12 protein-coding genes are annotated in these 15,545 nt (G+C 68.6%); 7 read left to right on the plus strand and 5 right to left on the minus strand.

Annotation, left to right across the window (positions count from 1 at the left end):
* Positions 1–158 precede the first annotated feature (158 nt).
* The 3 genes from D1604_RS14100 (at position 159) to D1604_RS14110 (ending at position 4,415) form a co-directional block, all read left to right on the plus strand.
* Entirely contained in the window at positions 159–1,658 is a 1,500-nt protein-coding gene (locus tag D1604_RS14100; protein WP_119413797.1) for a phosphomannomutase/phosphoglucomutase, read from the plus strand.
* 43 nt (positions 1,659–1,701) lie between these two features.
* Positions 1,702–3,009 carry an FAD/NAD(P)-binding protein gene (locus tag D1604_RS14105; RefSeq protein WP_119413823.1) on the plus strand — a complete coding sequence of 436 codons (1,308 nt, stop codon included), beginning with the start codon at positions 1,702–1,704 and terminating at the stop codon, positions 3,007–3,009.
* Between the two features lie 119 nt (positions 3,010–3,128).
* Complete coding sequence (locus D1604_RS14110; RefSeq protein WP_119413798.1) at positions 3,129–4,415, plus strand: cystathionine gamma-synthase family protein; 1,287 nt, start codon at positions 3,129–3,131, stop codon at positions 4,413–4,415.
* Between the two features lie 19 nt (positions 4,416–4,434).
* Here D1604_RS14110 and glmM read toward each other — a convergent pair whose 3' ends face one another.
* A complete protein-coding gene (gene glmM, locus D1604_RS14115; RefSeq protein ID WP_119413799.1) occupies positions 4,435–5,784 on the minus strand; it encodes a phosphoglucosamine mutase in 1,350 nt (449 codons plus the stop codon).
* Between the two features lie 184 nt (positions 5,785–5,968).
* Between glmM and glmS the strand changes: the two genes are divergently transcribed.
* The 4 genes from glmS (at position 5,969) to D1604_RS14135 (ending at position 11,242) form a co-directional block, all read left to right on the plus strand.
* The gene (glmS, locus tag D1604_RS14120) at positions 5,969–7,783 is read left to right on the plus strand and encodes a glutamine--fructose-6-phosphate transaminase (isomerizing) (protein WP_119413800.1); all 1,815 of its coding nucleotides are present in this window, start codon (positions 5,969–5,971) and stop codon (positions 7,781–7,783) included.
* A gap of 87 nt (positions 7,784–7,870) precedes the next feature.
* Entirely contained in the window at positions 7,871–8,764 is an 894-nt protein-coding gene (gene galU / locus D1604_RS14125; protein ID WP_119413801.1) for a UTP--glucose-1-phosphate uridylyltransferase GalU, read from the plus strand.
* A 355-nt stretch (positions 8,765–9,119) separates the two neighbouring features.
* The gene (locus D1604_RS14130; protein WP_119413802.1) at positions 9,120–10,352 is read left to right on the plus strand and encodes an NAD-dependent epimerase/dehydratase family protein; all 1,233 of its coding nucleotides are present in this window, start codon (positions 9,120–9,122) and stop codon (positions 10,350–10,352) included.
* Positions 10,353–10,366: 14 nt separating this feature from the next.
* On the plus strand, positions 10,367–11,242 hold the full coding sequence (locus tag D1604_RS14135; RefSeq protein WP_119413803.1) for an SDR family NAD(P)-dependent oxidoreductase: 876 nt from the start codon (positions 10,367–10,369) through the stop codon (positions 11,240–11,242).
* A gap of 2 nt (positions 11,243–11,244) precedes the next feature.
* Here D1604_RS14135 and D1604_RS14140 read toward each other — a convergent pair whose 3' ends face one another.
* The 4 genes from D1604_RS14140 to D1604_RS14155 form a co-directional block, all read right to left on the minus strand.
* Positions 11,245–11,868 (minus strand): SAM-dependent methyltransferase, encoded by a 624-nt coding sequence (locus D1604_RS14140; protein WP_119413804.1) that lies wholly within the window; start codon positions 11,866–11,868, stop codon positions 11,245–11,247.
* Between the two features lie 112 nt (positions 11,869–11,980).
* Positions 11,981–12,601, minus strand: a complete 621-nt coding sequence (locus D1604_RS14145; protein ID WP_024355057.1) for a DUF1134 domain-containing protein — start codon at positions 12,599–12,601, stop codon at positions 11,981–11,983.
* 159 nt (positions 12,602–12,760) lie between these two features.
* Positions 12,761–15,154: a phenylalanine--tRNA ligase subunit beta gene (gene pheT, locus D1604_RS14150; RefSeq protein ID WP_119413805.1), complete on the minus strand. Its 2,394-nt coding sequence runs from the start codon at positions 15,152–15,154 to the stop codon at positions 12,761–12,763.
* Complete coding sequence (locus D1604_RS14155) at positions 15,151–15,543, minus strand: pentapeptide repeat-containing protein (protein ID WP_119413806.1); 393 nt, start codon at positions 15,541–15,543, stop codon at positions 15,151–15,153. Before D1604_RS14155 ends, pheT begins: the two co-directional genes overlap by 4 nt.
* Positions 15,544–15,545: the final 2 nt, after the last annotated feature.

Raw genomic sequence — 15,545 nt, forward strand, 5'->3', positions numbered from 1 at the left:
AGGCCCCCGACGCGGGGGCGGTCAAGGTTTCGCCGCATCAGGATAAAGACGGCAGCCATAACAAGGGTCGCGCGTTGTGGCCTCTCGAGCGGGGGAAGGCTATAGGGCCAGACAGATTTGCGACCCCGCGCCTCTCAGCGGCCTATCCAGGAATAACCATGCAAAAGCCCCGTCAGGACATCCGCCCCAACACAGCGGAGTATGAAACCCTGCCCCTGGTCAAACCGACCGGCTTTCGCGAATACGACGCCCGCTGGATTCTGGAGAAAGAGATCAACCTGCTGGGCATTCAGGCCCTGGGCCTCGGCCTGGCCACCTATGTCCACGAGATCGGCCAGACGCCGAAGATCGCCGTCGGCCACGACTTCCGCGGCTATTCCCTGTCGGTGAAGCAGGCGCTGATCCTGGGGCTGCTGGAAGGCGGGATGGAGGTGCTGGACATCGGCCTGGCCCTGTCGCCGATGGCCTATTACGCCCAGTTCGCCCTGGACTGCCCCTGCGTCGCCATGGTCACCGCCAGCCACAATGAGAACGGCTGGACTGGCGTGAAGATGGGCGCACAGGCGCCTCTGACCTTTGGCCCTGACGAGATGGGCCGCCTGAAGGAAATCGTCCTGAATGGCGAGGGCGTCGCCCGCCCCGGCGGCAGGCTCGAGCGCGTCGAGGGCTTCCGCGAGACCTACATCAAGGACGTGGCGTCCAAGGTGAAGCTGTCCCGCCCGCTGAAGGTCGTGGCCGCCTGCGGCAACGGCACGGCCGGCGCCTTCGCCCCCGAGGTGCTGCGCCTGATGGGCGCCGAAGTGATCGAGATGGACACCGACCTCGACTACACCTTCCCCAAATACAATCCGAACCCGGAAGATCACGCCATGCTGGTGCAGATGGCGGCCAAGGTGAAGGAGACGGGCGCCGACCTGGCTCTGGGCTTCGACGGCGACGGCGACCGCTGCGGCGTGGTCGATGACACGGGCGAGGAAATCTTCGCCGACAAAATCGGCCTGATGCTGGCCCGCGACCTGTCCGCCATCCATCCGAACGCGACCTTCGTCGTCGATGTGAAATCGACCGGCCTGTACAAGACCGACGAGGTGCTCAAGGCCAACGGTGCGACCACCGTCTACTGGAAGACCGGCCACTCCTACATCAAGCGCAAGACCGCCGAACTGGGCGCCCTGGCCGGGTTCGAGAAGTCGGGCCACTTCTTCCTGTCGGGCGATCTGGGCCACGGCTATGACGACGGCCTGGTGGCGGCGGGCGCCGTGCTGGCCATGCTGGACCGCAATCCCGGCAGGAGCCTCAGCGAACTGAAGACCGCCCTGCCTGACGCCTGGACCAGCCTGACCATGTCGCCCCACTGCGACGACGAGCTGAAGTATGACGTGCTGGCCAGGATCGTGAAGGAATACGAGGATCTGGCGGCGTCCGGCGGCTCGATCCTGGGCCGCAGGATCGTCGAGGCCATCACCGTCAACGGCGTGCGTGTCCACCTGGAGGACGGCTCCTGGGTGCTGGTCCGCGCCTCTTCCAACAAGCCGGAACTGGTCGTCGTGGTCGAGAGCATGCGCTCGGCCGACGACATGCGCGACCTGTTCCGCAAGGAAGTGAAGCCGCGCCTCGCCGCCCACCCGGAAATCGGCGCCTTCAACCAGGAAATCTGATTCCGGTTTGACCGGCGGCGGCGTCGTGGACAATGGTCGTTCCATGAACGACGCCGCCTCCCTCCCCGTGGTCATCGTCGGCGGCGGGTTCTCCGGCGCCATGCTGGCCGCGCGCCTGGCCGAACAGGGGCAGGCCTCGGTTCTGATCGAGCGCAGCGAACAGGTCGGCCTCGGCGTCGCCTATTCGGCTGTGCTGGACGCGCACCGCCTCAACGTCCGCTCGGAGCGGATGAGCGCCCGCCCCGACCGGCCGGCCGACTTCACCGACTGGCTGGCGCTCCACGCCCCCGATTTCGCCGATCCCAACGGCTTCGCGCCGCGCCGCCTCTACGGCCGCTATGTGCAGGACCGGCTTGCGCAGACCGAGGCCGCCCATCCCGGCCTGATCCGCCACGTGAAGGGCGAGGCTGTCCGCATCGAGGGCGAGACCGTCATCCTCGCCGACGGCGCCCGCCTGTCCGGCCGCGCTATGGTGCTGGCCACCGGCAATCCGCCGCCGCGCCCAGCCGTGGCGGGCGCCGCCCCCCGACGCATCGCCGACCCTTGGAGCCCCGACGCTCTGAGCGCCATCGCCCCCGACGACGACGTGGTGATCCTCGGTTCGGGCCTGACCATGGTCGATGTCGTCCTGGCGCTTCAGGCCCAGAACTGGCGCGGCCATGCGACGGTCGTGTCGCGGCGCGGCCTGCTGCCGCTGGCCCACGGCGCCCATCACGACGCCCCCCTCGACCTGCCGCCCGAGGCGCTGACCGGCGCCCTGTCCGACCGTCTGGCCGCCGCCCGTCGGCTGGCGCGCGAGCACGGTTGGCGCCGCGTGATGGAGGGTTATCGCCCGATCACCCTCGACCTGTGGCGCGCCGCAACATCCGCCGAGCGCGCCCGCTTCCTGCGCCATCTGCGCCCTTGGTGGGACGTGCATCGCCACCGCATCGCGCCTGAGGTCGCCGCCGAACTCGAGGCGTTGAAGGCGGCAGGCCGCCTGACGGTCATCCCCGGCCGCGCCCAGGCGATCGCCGCTGATGGCGAAGGCGCGACGCTAACCGTCCGTACACAGAATGGCGCGACACAGACGCTGTCCGCCGCCTGGCTGATCGACTGCACCGGCCCCGGCCACGATGCCGCTCGCGCGCCGCTGACCGCCGCCCTGATCGCTGAAGGCCGCGCCCGCCTCGACGTGGCCGACCTCGGCCTCGACCTGGACTCAGACGGACGCGTCCTGCACGCCGACGGCGCCCCTGATCCCGCCCTGTTCGCTCTCGGCCCCCCCGCCCGCGCCGCCTTCTGGGAAACGATCGCCGTGCCGGACATCCGCCAGCGGATCGAGGCGCTGACCCGCGTCCTGAGCGCCTGATCGTCGTCCACACAGCTAGGGGCGAATTTTCCAGCCTCCACACAACCTCCTCCACAGTCTAGCCGCTGGCGGGCCTTTCCGTGGTCGGCTATCACCGGGTCCGGAGAGGAAACATAAAAATGAACCGCCACCGCACGCGCGTCCTCGGCGACCGCACCCTCGCGCCTGAAACCCTGATGATGGGCTACGGCTATGATCCGGCCCTGTCGGAGGGCGCGATCAAGGCGCCGCTGTTCCAGGCCTCGACCTTCGTCTTCAAATCGGCCGAGGACGGCAAACGCTTCTTCGAAGTCGCCTATGGCCTGCGCCAGCGCGACCCGGACGAGGCGCTGGGCCTGATCTATTCGCGCATCAACAACCCGAACCTCGAAATTCTCGAAGACCGCCTCGCCGTCTGGGACAAGGCCGACAAGGCTCTGGTCTTCTCCAGCGGCATGGCCGCGATCTCGACCGCCATGCTGGCCCTGGTGCGGCCCGGCGACGTCATCGTCTATACGGCCCCGGCCTATGGCGGCACCGAATACCTGTTCGACCGCATCCTGCCCCGCTACGGCGTCAAGGCGATCAGCGTCCCCGCCGCCGAGGGCGCCGACGCCCTGGACGCCGCCATGATCGCCGCCGCCGCGGATGCAAAGACGACGGGCGGACGCCTGGCCGCCGTCTATCTGGAGACCCCCGCCAACCCAACCAACCAACTGGTCGACATCGCCCGCGCGGTGTCGGGCGCCAGGGCCCTGGATCAGGCCGAACCTCCGGCAGTCGCCGTCGACAACACCTTCCTCGGCCCTCTGTGGCAAAGCCCGCTGGAGCTGGGCGCCGACCTCGTCCTCTATTCCCTGACCAAATACGTCGGCGGCCACTCGGACCTGATCGCGGGCGGCTGCATGGGCGGGGCGGACCTCATGGCGCGCGTCGGCGAGATGCGGACCATCTGCGGCACGACCGCCGACCCGCACACCGCCTGGCTGCTGCTGCGCAGTCTGGAGACCCTGCACATCCGCATGGAGCGCGCGCAGGACAACGCCCTGATCCTGGCCGAACGCCTGCGCGCCGATCCGCGCGTCAGCGCCGTCCTGACGGCGGGCGGCCCGGACGCTTCGCCAGAACAGCAGGCGATCTTCGAAGCCCAATGCAAGGGCTCCGGCTCGACCTTCTCGCTGGAACTGCCGGGCGGCGAGACCGAGGCCTTCCGCATGCTGAACGCGCTTCGCCTGTTCAAACTGGCCGTCAGCCTGGGCGGCGCCGAGAGCCTGGCCTCCCACCCCTCCAGCATGACCCATTCGGACTATACGCCCGAAGCCAAGGCGCGCAGCGGCATCGGCGACAATCTGGTGCGCCTGTCGGTCGGGATCGAGAACGTCGAGGACCTGTGGGCCGACCTGGGTCAGGCCCTGTCCGCCATCTGACGGCGCGAGCGGCGGGCGATCAGCCCGCCGCCTTCACCGCCTCGGCGACGTCGTTGACCACGCGCTTGACCAGGGCTTCGTCGTCGCCCTCGGCCATGACGCGGATCAGCTTTTCCGTGCCCGAGGGGCGGACCAGAAGACGGCCCGCGCCGTTCAGGGCGGCTTCCGCCTCGGCCATCGCCGCCTTGACGTTCGCGTCCTCCAGCGGCTTTCCAGCCGTATAGCGGACGTTCTGAAGCAGTTGCGGGACCGGCTCGAACTGGCGCGCCAGCTCGCTCATCGGCGCGCCCGCCTCGACCAGCACGGCCAGCACCTGCAGCGCCGCCATCAGGCCGTCGCCGGTCGTAGCGTGATCCTTCAGGATGATGTGGCCCGACTGTTCGCCGCCGATGTTGAAGCCGCCCTCGCGCATCCGCTCCATGACGTAGCGATCGCCGACCTTGGTGCGCTCCAGCGTCAGACCCTCGGCCTTCAGACGGCGCTCCAGACCCAGGTTGGACATGACGGTGGCGACCACGCCCCTGCCGTTCAGGCGCCCGCGCTTGGCCCAGTCCAGACCGATCAGGGCCATGATCTGATCGCCGTCGACCACATGCCCCTTCTCATCGCAGATGATGACCCGGTCGGCGTCGCCGTCCAGCGCGATGCCGATGTCGCAGCGATAGCGTTTCACCGCCTCGGACACCGTGGCCGGATGGGTCGAGCCGCAGTCGGCGTTGATGTTCAGGCCGTTCGGCTCCACCCCGACGGGGAAGACCTCGGCGCCCAGTTCATAGAGGGTCGTCGGCGCCACGCGGTAGCCCGCGCCGTTGGCGCAGTCGATGGCGATGCGCAGGCCCTTCAGGCTGAGACGCTTGGGGAAGGCCTGTTTAGCGATCTCGATATAGCGCGGCGGGGCGTCGTCGATGCGCTTGACCCGGCCCAGCTTGTTCGACGGCGCCAGATCCTGATCCAGAGCCCCGTCCATCATGGCTTCGAGCTTCAGCTCGATCTCGTCCGACAGTTTGTAGCCGTCCGGGCCGAACAGCTTGATGCCGTTGTCGGCGTAGTCGTTGTGCGAGGCCGAGATCATGATGCCCAGATCGGCCCGCATCGAGCGGGTCATCATCGCCACGCCCGGCGTCGGCAGCGGCCCGAAGGTGCGCACGTCCATGCCCACCGAGGCCAGCCCCGCCACCAGCGCGGGCTCGATCATATAGCCCGACAGGCGCGTGTCCTTGCCGATCACCACCAGATGGCGCCGGTCGTCGTCGGTGCGGAACAGCCGCCCGGCGGCCAGGCCGACGCGCAGGGCCACCTCGGCCGTCATCGGATGGGTGTTGGCCCGGCCGCGAATGCCGTCGGTGCCGAAGTATTTTCTCTCGCCCAAGAGGCCGTCCCTCGCTGGCGGCCCCGGAATTGCAAAGAAACCTTCCGAAACCCATTTTTTGATGTCGCCGCCCCCGCGATTTCCTAGAGCGGAGTTCCAGGGCGGAGACTGAACCCTCTCGCTTACCTCAATTTCGCGGCCCGGCGCAAAGAGCGGCGGCTGCGTTCCGTTCGGAGCAGACCTCATGTGCGGCATCATCGGCGTCACCGGAACCGGCCCCGTCGTCCCTCGCCTGATCGACAGCCTGAAGCGGCTTGAGTATCGCGGCTACGATTCCGCTGGGATCGCGGTCCAGTCCGAGGGCCGCATCGAGCGCCGCCGCGCCAAGGGCAAGATCCGCGAACTGGAGGCCGTGCTGGCCGCCGAGCCGGTCGCCGGGACCGTCGGCGTCGGCCACACCCGCTGGGCCACCCACGGCGCGCCGACCACAACCAACGCCCACCCGCACAAGGCCGGGCGCGTCTGCCTGGTCCACAACGGCATCATCGAAAACTTCGCCGAGCTGAAGGCCGAGATGGAGGCCGAGGGCCGCACCTTTGAAAGCCAGACCGACACCGAGGTCGTCGCCCACCTGCTGGACCACAAGCTGGCGGCCGGAATGGCGCCGCTGGACGCCTTCAAGGCCACCCTGGACCGTCTGACCGGCGCCTATGCCCTGGCCGTGCTGATCGAAGGCGAGGACGAACTGATCCTGGGCGCACGTCGGGGCAGCCCCCTGGTCGTGGGCTGGGGCGAGGGCGAGATGTATCTGGGTTCTGACGCCCTGGCCGTCGGCCCCTTCACCCAGAAGATCTCCTATCTGGAAGAGGGCGATTTCGTCGCCGTGACCCGCACCGGCGCGCACATGTTCGACGCCTCGGGCCGCCCGGCCGACCGCGCCGTGGTTCAGGTCTCGGCCTCTTCTGCGCTGGTCGAGAAGGGCGAATACCGCCACTTCATGGAAAAGGAGATCCACGAACAGCCCGACAGCGTCCAGCACACCCTGTCGGAATACCTCGACCTGGTCTCCGGCAAGGCCAAGGTTCAGGCCGTGGACTTCGCCGCCGTGAGCCGCATCCAGATCGTCGCCTGCGGCACGGCCTTCTACGCCGCCCAGATCGGCAGATACGCCTTTGAGAAATACGCCGGCCTGCCCTGCGACGTCGAGATCGCCTCGGAGTTCCGCTATCGCGACCCGGCCCTGTCGCCCGGCACTCTCGCCGTCGCCGTCAGCCAGTCAGGCGAGACCGCTGACACCCTGGCGGGCCTGAAATGGTGCAAGGCGCAGGGGCTGAAGACCGCCGCCGTCGTCAACGTCCACACCTCCTCGATGGCGCGCGAGGCTGAAACCCTCTGGCCGACCCACGCCGGGCCCGAAATCGGCGTCGCCTCGACCAAGGCCTTCACCGCCCAGGTCGCCGCCCTGCTGTCGCTGGCCGTCGCCGCGGGCGTGGCGCGCGGCAAGATCGACGCCGTTCAGGAAGCCGAACTGGTCAAGGCCCTGTTCGAGGCGCCGCGGCTGATCTCTGAAGCCCTTCGGATGGACGCAGGCATCCATGCCCTGACGCTGGACCTGGCCAAGGCCCGCGATGTCCTGTTCCTGGGACGCGGCCCCATGTTCCCCCTGGCGATGGAAGGCGCGCTGAAGCTGAAGGAGATCAGCTATATCCACGCCGAGGGCTATGCGGCGGGCGAGCTGAAACACGGCCCCATCGCCCTGATCGACGAAGAGACCCCCACCGTGGCCCTGGCCCCGCTGGACGACCTGTTCGAGAAGACCGCCTCCAACCTTCAGGAAGTCGCCGCGCGCGGCGGCCCGGTCATCATGATCGCCCCCGAAAAGGCGCCTGATCCGCACGGCGCCGGCATCCGCCGCGTCCACGCCCCCGACTGCCCGGCCCTGATCGCGCCTCTGGTCTACGCCGTGCCGATGCAGCTCCTGGCCTATTACACCGCCGTCCAGAAGGGCACCGACGTCGACCAGCCCCGCAACCTGGCCAAGTCGGTGACGGTGGAATAGGCGAACCAGGACAGCTCCGGGGCGTTGTTTGGAAGCTTCACAAATTGCGCCTATGACAAGCGGCCCCAAGGCTGATCAGGACGATCCATGACGACCTCCCCCGCCCGCCTTCGCCCAGCCCCTCTGCGCAAGGCGGTCCTGCCCGTAGCCGGTCTCGGCACGCGGGTTCTGCCCGGCACCAAGACCACGCCGAAGGAGTTGCTGAACGTCGTCGACCGGCCGATCCTCTCCTACATCGTGGAAGAGGCGCGCGAGGCGGGGATTGAGCACATCGTCTTCGTCACCGGCCGCGCAAAACAGGCGATCGAGGATTATTTCGACCACCAGATCGAGCTTGAGGCCCAACTCCTGGCCAAGGGCAAGACCGAGATCCTGGCCACAATGAACGCCGAACTGGCCCGGGCCGGCGAGATGAGCTTCACCCGCCAGATGCAGCCCAAGGGCCTCGGCCACGCCGTCTGGTGCGCCCGCGACATCATCGGTCCCGAGCCCTTCGCCGTCATCCTGCCCGACGTGATCGTGGATTCGCAGCCGGGCGCCCTGAAGCAACTGGCCGAGGTCTACGCCGAGGTCGGCGGCAACGTCATCGGCGTCGAGGCCGTGCCCGAGGCCGACACCCACAAATACGGCATCATCGACCCGGCCTCCCACGACGGCCGCCGCTACGGCATGAAGGGCATGGTCGAAAAGCCAGCTCAGGGCACGGCGCCGTCGACCATGTCGATCTCGGGCCGCTACATCCTGCAGCCGGAAATCTTCGACCTGCTGGAGACGCAGGAGCGCGGCGCCGGCGGCGAGATCCAGCTGACCGACGCCATGGCCCGGCTGATGCAGTCGCAGACCTTCACCGCCTATGAGTATGAAGGCGTGACCCACGACTGCGGCGACAAGATCGGCCTGCTGCGCGCCAACGTCGCCCTCGCCCTGAAGCGCCCCGATCTCGGCGATGCCGCCCGCACCGCGATCGAAAGCCTGCTGTAACCGCTTGCGTCTCCTCGTGCGAAAGCGACGGACCCCAGCACCCCACGCGGCAGCCCCCTCAAACCCTTCTCCTCTTGTGGGAGAAGGACGAACGGCGCCTGCACATCAGGCTTTGAAAACTTCTTTTATTTCAAGGTCCGGCCTCTGCGTCTCCCCTGTCTAGCCCGCCTTACCGCCCCACCGCCGCATTATCCCTGCGCGGCCCCAGCCAATCCCTCCGATTTCAGACGATTCAGACGAATTGGACTCTGTTTTTTCCGTCCTGCGTCGCTTTAGCCGCTCCTCGCGCGCCACGCTTTCGCCCTCTCACGCGTTCGGCTAGGCAAGAGGGGACGTTGAAAACGAGGTTCGACCGATGCGCGTGATGATTCTGGGCGGCGACGGCTTCTGCGGCTGGCCCACGGCCCTGCACCTGTCGGCGCGCGGCTGGGAGGTGCTGATCGTCGACAACCTCAGCCGACGCAACATCGACAATGAGCTGGAAATCCGCTCCCTGACCCCGATCCGCACGATGGGCGAGCGCATCGCCGCGTGGAAAGAGGTCTCAGGCCGCACCATCGACTTCGTCAATCTGACCGTCGGCAAGGAGTTCGACCGCCTGGTCGCCCTGATCGGGGACTGGGCGCCGGACAGCGTCGTCCACTTCGCCGAACAACGCGCCGCCCCCTATTCGATGAAGTCGGCGCGGCACAAGATCTACACCGTCGACAACAATCTGAACGCCACCAACCATCTGCTGGCCGCCATCGTCGAGAGCGGGCGGGACGTGCACCTGGCGCACCTGGGGACGATGGGGGTCTATGGCTACACCACGGCGGGCCTGCGCATTCCCGAGGGCTATCTGAAGGTGACGGTCGACACCGACCACGGCCCAACCGAGCAGGAAATCCTTTTCCCGCCGAACCCTGGCAGCATCTATCACATGACCAAGACGCAGGACGCCCTGCTGTTCCAGTTCTACGCCAAGAACGACTCCCTGCGGATCACCGACCTGCATCAGGGCATCGTCTGGGGCGCCCAGACCGAGGAAACGCGTCAGGACGAGCGCCTGATCAACCGCTTCGACTATGACGGCGACTACGGCACCGTGCTGAACCGCTTCCTGATGCAGGCGGCGGTCGGCTATCCTCTGACGGTGCACGGCTCGGGCGGCCAGACGCGGGCCTTCATCCACATTCAGGACACGGTGCGCTGCGTCGAACTGGCGCTGAACAACCCGCCCAAACGCGGCGAGCGGGTCAAGATCCTCAACCAGATGACCGAGAGCCGCCGTGTCCGCGATCTGGCGCAGATGGTGGCCGACCTGACGGGCGCGGAAATCCACAACGTCGCCAATCCGCGTCAGGAGGCTGACGAGAACGAACTGGTCGTCGCCAACGACCAGTTCCGTGAACTGGGGCTGAAGCCCATCACCCTGGCCGAGGGCCTGATGGCCGATGTGACCGAGATCGCCCGCCGCTACGCCGACCGCGCTGACCGCAGCAAGATCCCTTGCGTCACCGCCTGGAACGCCGGCCGCGCCGACGCCCTCCGCGACGAGGCTGAAACGGCCTTAGCCGCCGCCCCCGTCCGCATCCTGTCCGCCTGAGAAACCGAAGCCTGATGACCGAACCCGCCGCCGCCCCGTCCCTGCTGGTGTTCGGCGGCGGCTATCTGGGACAGGCGGCGGCGCGCGAGGCCCTGCAGCGCGGCGGCCGGGCCTTCGCCACCTCACGCGATCCCGAAACCCGTCAGGCGCTGGCGGCGCAGCGGATGACGCCGGTCGATCCGACCGACGCCGAGGCTCTGGGCGAGGCCCTGGCGGCCGCACAGGCCGTGCTGATCACCACGCCGCCGGACGCTCACGGCTGCCCCGCCCTGCGCGCCCTGACGCCGCTGGCGGGCGACGCCTGGCCCGACTGGATCGGCTATGTCTCCTCCACCTCCGTCTACGGCGACCGGGCCGGCGGCTGGGCCTTCGAGGGCGATCCGCTGAACGCCGCAACGCTGGAAGGCGCCCGCCGCGCACGGGTGGAGCGCGACTGGCTGGACGGCGCCCAGGGCATGGGACTGACGCTGCAGGTCTTCCGCCTGCCCGGCTTCTACGGCCCTAGCCGCAGCGTCATCGACCGCCTGCGCGCCGGAACCGCGCGTCTGGTGAAAAAGCCCGGCCAGGTATTCAACCGCATTCACGTGGACGACATCGTCTCGGGCCTGTTCGCCTCCATGGCCCGACCGCGCCCAGGCGGCGTCTACAATCTGACCGACGACGACCCGACCGCCGCAGACGTCGTCACCGCATGGGCCGCCAAGCGCCTGGGCTTGCCGCGTCCGCCCGAAGTCGACTGGACCGCCCCCGAGGTCAGCGATGCCATGCGCCGCTTCTATCTGGACTCCAAGCGCGTCTCCAACGCCCGCGCCAAGGCCGAACTGGGCTGGCGCCCCCGCTATCCCTCCTACCGCGAGGGACTGGAGGCGATCCTGACGTCAGAAGCCTGACGTCAGCCCGGCTTGCGCGCGATCAGGTCGATCAGGGCCGAGACGCCCGAATGACCCGGGCCTTCGTTCAGTTCGGCGTCATAGATGTCGATCCGCTCGATATCGAAGTCGGCGAAGGCCTCGCGCAGCAGAGCCTCTGTATAGAGGTTCTCCTCCACCCCCGGCCCGCCCGTGCCATAGGCCAGTTGCTCGGGCCGATAGCCTTCCAACAGCAGCAGGCCGCCGGGCTTCAGCGCCGCCTTCATTCGGGCGAACATCCGGTCGCGCGCGGCTGGGCCGACGAACTGGATGAAGACGCCGACGACCACGTCCATCGTCCCCTCGGGCCATGCCCAGTCGTCCAGCCCGCCGATCTGGGCGTCCAGCGCCACGCCGCGTTTCGTCGCCAGCGCCCGCGCCTTCTCCACAGCACGCGGGGAAATGTCGAAGGTCAGGACGTCCAGCCCCTGCTGCGCCAGCCAGACGCCGTTGCGGCCCTCGCCGTCGGCGACGGACAGGGCCTTCAGCCCCGACCTCAGCCGCTCCGCCTGCCGCGCCAGAAAGGCGTTGGGCGCCTCGCCGAAGCGATAGGCGTCACCGGCATAGCGTTCATCCCAGAAAGCGCGCGTGTCGGACGCAGCAGTCATCAGCGATCTCCCTTGAAGCTCAAGGGGATATGGCGTCGCCGCCCCGGCTCGCAAGCATCAACGCCCCGCGTCGCTCAAGCCGAGAGGGTCCGCGACCCGAGCATAGCGACACTTAAAATGGCAGGATGTTGCGCTGGCGGCTGTAGCTCATGGTGCCGACATTGGCGCCTAGACGCACGCCGACGCCGGTGCGGATCGGGGCCAGGACGATGCCGTCGGCGCGCTGATAGTTCACGCCAAGGCCCGCGACCAGATAGGCCGAGCCTTCAACACCCGGATAGCGGCGATAGAGCATGTCGGGGTGATACAGGCCGTAGACCAGGGTGAAGACCCGGCTGGCGTTGCCGCCCCAGTCCCATCCAATGGAGGCGCCCTGCCAGTAGACTTCCTGCGAGGCCGACAGGTCCTTCATATGCAGAGCCCCGCGGCCGTAGCGCAGGCCGGCGACGACGGCGCCAGCGCCTTCCTCGCCCGCGATGTAGGCGGTCGGGCGGTCGCCCTGTTCGGCGAAGATGCGCTCGATGGCGCCGCCCACGGCCTCGGCGGCGATGCCCAGCTCGCGCGACCCGGCCGCGACCAGTTCGTCGAAGGTATAGGCCTGGGCGTTGTTGTCCGAGGCGATCGGATAATTGGGATCAGCCGGCGGGCGGCTGGCGCAGGCGCCGAGGCCGGCGGGCAGGGCGCCGGCGGCGGCGAGGCCGAGGCTGGTGCGGATCAGTTGGCGGCGGTGCATGGTCGAGGCTCCCGGCAAAGGACGGTCCGCCCGACGTCGCGGGCTTGGCCTACCGTCCGTGCCTTTTACGGCAGCCTTGGGGCTTTAAGGTTAACCGAAGATTGCTTGGCCGCAGAAGTTCCGGCGGCCCGTGTCTCAGGCCGCCGGTTTTTTCTGTCTTCAGGCGCGCAGGGTTCCGCCCGCCTTGGCCGCCGCCGCCTTGACCCTGGCCATCAGAGCCTCGATTTCGGCCTCGGCCAAGGTGGCGGCGCGGGGCTGGATCTCGACCTCGATGGCGACCGACTTCTGGCCTTCGGGCACGCCCTGGCCGCGATAGACGTCGAACACGCGGACATCGGCGATCAGCGCCTTGTCGGCGCCCGCCACCGCGCGGGTCAGGTCGCCCACGGCCTTGGCCTCGTCCATCAGAAAGGCGAAGTCGCGGGTCAGGGGCATCAGGTTCGGCAGGTCCGCCGCGCCGCGCGCCTTGCCGGATTTGCCGCGCGGTTCCGGTACGGAATCGAGCACGATCTCGAAGGCCAGCATGGGGCCGTCGGCGTCCAGCGCCTTCAGCACGCGCGGGTGCAGGGCGCCGAACTCGACGATGACGTTCTTGGGGCCCAGTTGCAGCCGGGCGGAACGGCCGGGGTGCCACCAGTCGCGGTTGGAGCCCTGGGCCAGTTGCAGGGAGGCGACCGGGGCGCCGATCTCTTCCAGCACGGCCAGCAAGTCGCCCTTCAGCGCGAACAGGGGGTCTTCCCCCGCCCCGCCCCAGTGACGGTCGGCATGCGGCGCGACCAGACCGGCGATGACGGTGCGCTGGCCGGTCGGCTGATCGTCCAGATAGATGGGGCCGATCTCGAACAGGGCGACGTCGGCGTGGCCGCGCGCGGCGTTGCGCGCCGCCGCCTGGATCAGGTTCGGCAGCACCGAAGGGCGCATGCAGTCCAGATCCGCCGCGATGGGGTTCTCCAGCACCAGCCGCTCGTCCCCGCCGCCGAACAGGGCCGCGATCGACTGCTTGGTGAAGGACCAGGTGACGGCCTCGGCATAGCCCAGGGCGGCCAGGGCGCGACGGGCCGTGCGCACGCGCGCCTGACGCGGGCTCAGCACCCCACCGGGGGCCGGGGCGACGGGCGGCAGAGGCGCGTCGGGCAGGGCGGCGTAGCCCTCGATACGGGCGACCTCCTCGACCAGATCGGCGGGGCCCTCGATGTCACGGCGCCACGACGGCGGCGTCACCGACCAGGGCGAGCCGCGCATGACGGTGAAGCCCAGGGCGAACAGGATCTCGAAGATCCGGTCCTCGCTGAGGTCCATGCCTGACAGGCGCTTCACATAGGCCGGATCGAAGGCGAAGGCGGCAGGCGCGGCCGGAGCCTCGCCCGCTGCCGTGACCGTCGACGGCTCGCCGCCGCACAGGTCGAGGATCAGTTGCGTGGCCAACTCCAGCCCCGGCACGACCGAGGCCGTGTCCACGCCGCGCGCAAAGCGATACTGCGCGTCCGAATTGATCCCCAGCGAGCGGCCCGTCTGGGCGGTGGCGATGGGGTCGAACCAGGCGCTTTCAACGAAGACGTCGACCGTGTCGTCCGAGCACCCTGTCGAGACGCCGCCCATGACGCCGCCCAGGCCGATGGCGCGCTGGCCCCCGGCGTCGGCGATGACGCAGTCGGCGGCGCCCGGCGCATAGGTCTTGCCGTCCAACGCCTCGATCCGATCGGCCTCGCCGCGACCGGCGCGCACGACGATCCCCTCGCCCGACAGGCTCGCCAGATCATAAACGTGCAGCGGCCGCGCGCGGTCGTAGGAAATCAGGTTGGTGATGTCGACGAGGCGGTTGATCGGACGCAGGCCGATGGCCGTCAGCCGCTGTTGCAGCCACTCCGGCGACGGGCCGTTGCGCACGCCCCGGATCACGCGACCGGCGAAAACCGGGCACAGTTCGGGCGCCTCCAGGGTCACCGAGACGGGGCCGTCGAAAGCCCCGGCGACCGGCGCGATCTCCGGCGTCGTCAGCTTGCCGAGCCCAGCGGCGGCCAGGTCGCGGGCGATGCCCGCCACGCCCAGCCAGTCGGGACGGTTCGGCGTCACTTCGAAGTCGATGACCGGCTCGGCGCCGAAGACGCCCGCAGCGGGCGCGCCGACCTGCAGCTCGTCCGACAGTTCCAGAATGCCGTCGCTGTCGTCGGCCAGCTCCAGCTCGGCGGCCGAGCACAGCATGCCGTTGGACACCACGCCGCGCACCGGCTTCTCGACCAGGGTCACGCCCAGCCCCGGCACATAGGCGCCGATGGGGGCATAGATGGTGGTCAGGCCCGCCCGCGCGTTCGGAGCGCCGCAGACGATCTCCTTCAGGCCGTCGACGGTCTCGACCTGACAGACCTGCAGCCGGTCAGCGTTCGGGTGACGCTCGGCCGACACGATCCGGGCGACCGTGAAGGGGGCCAGGGCCGCGATCGGGTCGTGGACCTCTTCGACCTCCAGCCCGGCCATGGTCATGGCCTCGGCGACCTGATCGACCTGCGCCTCGGTATCGAGGTGGGCCTTCAGCCAGGAAAGCGTGAACTTCATTGGGTCGATCCCGACTGGGACAGCGCCGCCACCATGTTGTCGAGGAACTCCGACGGGCCGGTGAAGCCGACGCCCAGGAAGTTGCAGTTGATGAACTGGCAGTTCTTGAACGGGATCGGGCCCGTGACGCGCTGCGGACCCAGCGGCGTCAGCATCAGGTTGCGCGGATCGCCCTTGGCGTCGCCCATGTTGCAGCCGTCGAAGTTGCAGCCTTCCAGCGGCAGCAGGACCGCAGGCCCTTCCATCAGGCAGTTCTCGAACCGACGGTTCTCGATGACGGGCAGCCCGGCGCGCGCCGTCTCCATGAACAACTGGGGCAGCCACACGTTCTTGCCGACATAGGTGGGGCCGGGGCCGAGCGCTTCGAGGGTGATGGTGGTGTCAGTCATTG

The sequence above is a fragment of the Brevundimonas sp. LPMIX5 genome (assembly GCF_003576505.1).
Classification (GTDB): Bacteria; Pseudomonadota; Alphaproteobacteria; order Caulobacterales; family Caulobacteraceae; genus Brevundimonas; species Brevundimonas naejangsanensis.

Coding starts and splice junctions, on each gene's coding strand:
- D1604_RS14140 (WP_119413804.1), bottom strand. CDS start 11,868: ATGACTGCTGCGTCCGACACGCGCGCTTTCTGGGATGAACGCTATGCC.
- galU (WP_119413801.1), top strand. CDS start 7,871: ATGACGACCTCCCCCGCCCGCCTTCGCCCAGCCCCTCTGCGCAAGGCG.
- D1604_RS14100 (WP_119413797.1), top strand. CDS start 159: ATGCAAAAGCCCCGTCAGGACATCCGCCCCAACACAGCGGAGTATGAA.
- pheT (WP_119413805.1), bottom strand. CDS start 15,154: ATGAAGTTCACGCTTTCCTGGCTGAAGGCCCACCTCGATACCGAGGCG.
- D1604_RS14110 (WP_119413798.1), top strand. CDS start 3,129: ATGAACCGCCACCGCACGCGCGTCCTCGGCGACCGCACCCTCGCGCCT.
- D1604_RS14145 (WP_024355057.1), bottom strand. CDS start 12,601: ATGCACCGCCGCCAACTGATCCGCACCAGCCTCGGCCTCGCCGCCGCC.
- D1604_RS14155 (WP_119413806.1), bottom strand. CDS start 15,543: ATGACTGACACCACCATCACCCTCGAAGCGCTCGGCCCCGGCCCCACC.
- D1604_RS14105 (WP_119413823.1), top strand. CDS start 1,702: ATGAACGACGCCGCCTCCCTCCCCGTGGTCATCGTCGGCGGCGGGTTC.
- D1604_RS14135 (WP_119413803.1), top strand. CDS start 10,367: ATGACCGAACCCGCCGCCGCCCCGTCCCTGCTGGTGTTCGGCGGCGGC.
- D1604_RS14130 (WP_119413802.1), top strand. CDS start 9,120: ATGCGCGTGATGATTCTGGGCGGCGACGGCTTCTGCGGCTGGCCCACG.
- glmS (WP_119413800.1), top strand. CDS start 5,969: ATGTGCGGCATCATCGGCGTCACCGGAACCGGCCCCGTCGTCCCTCGC.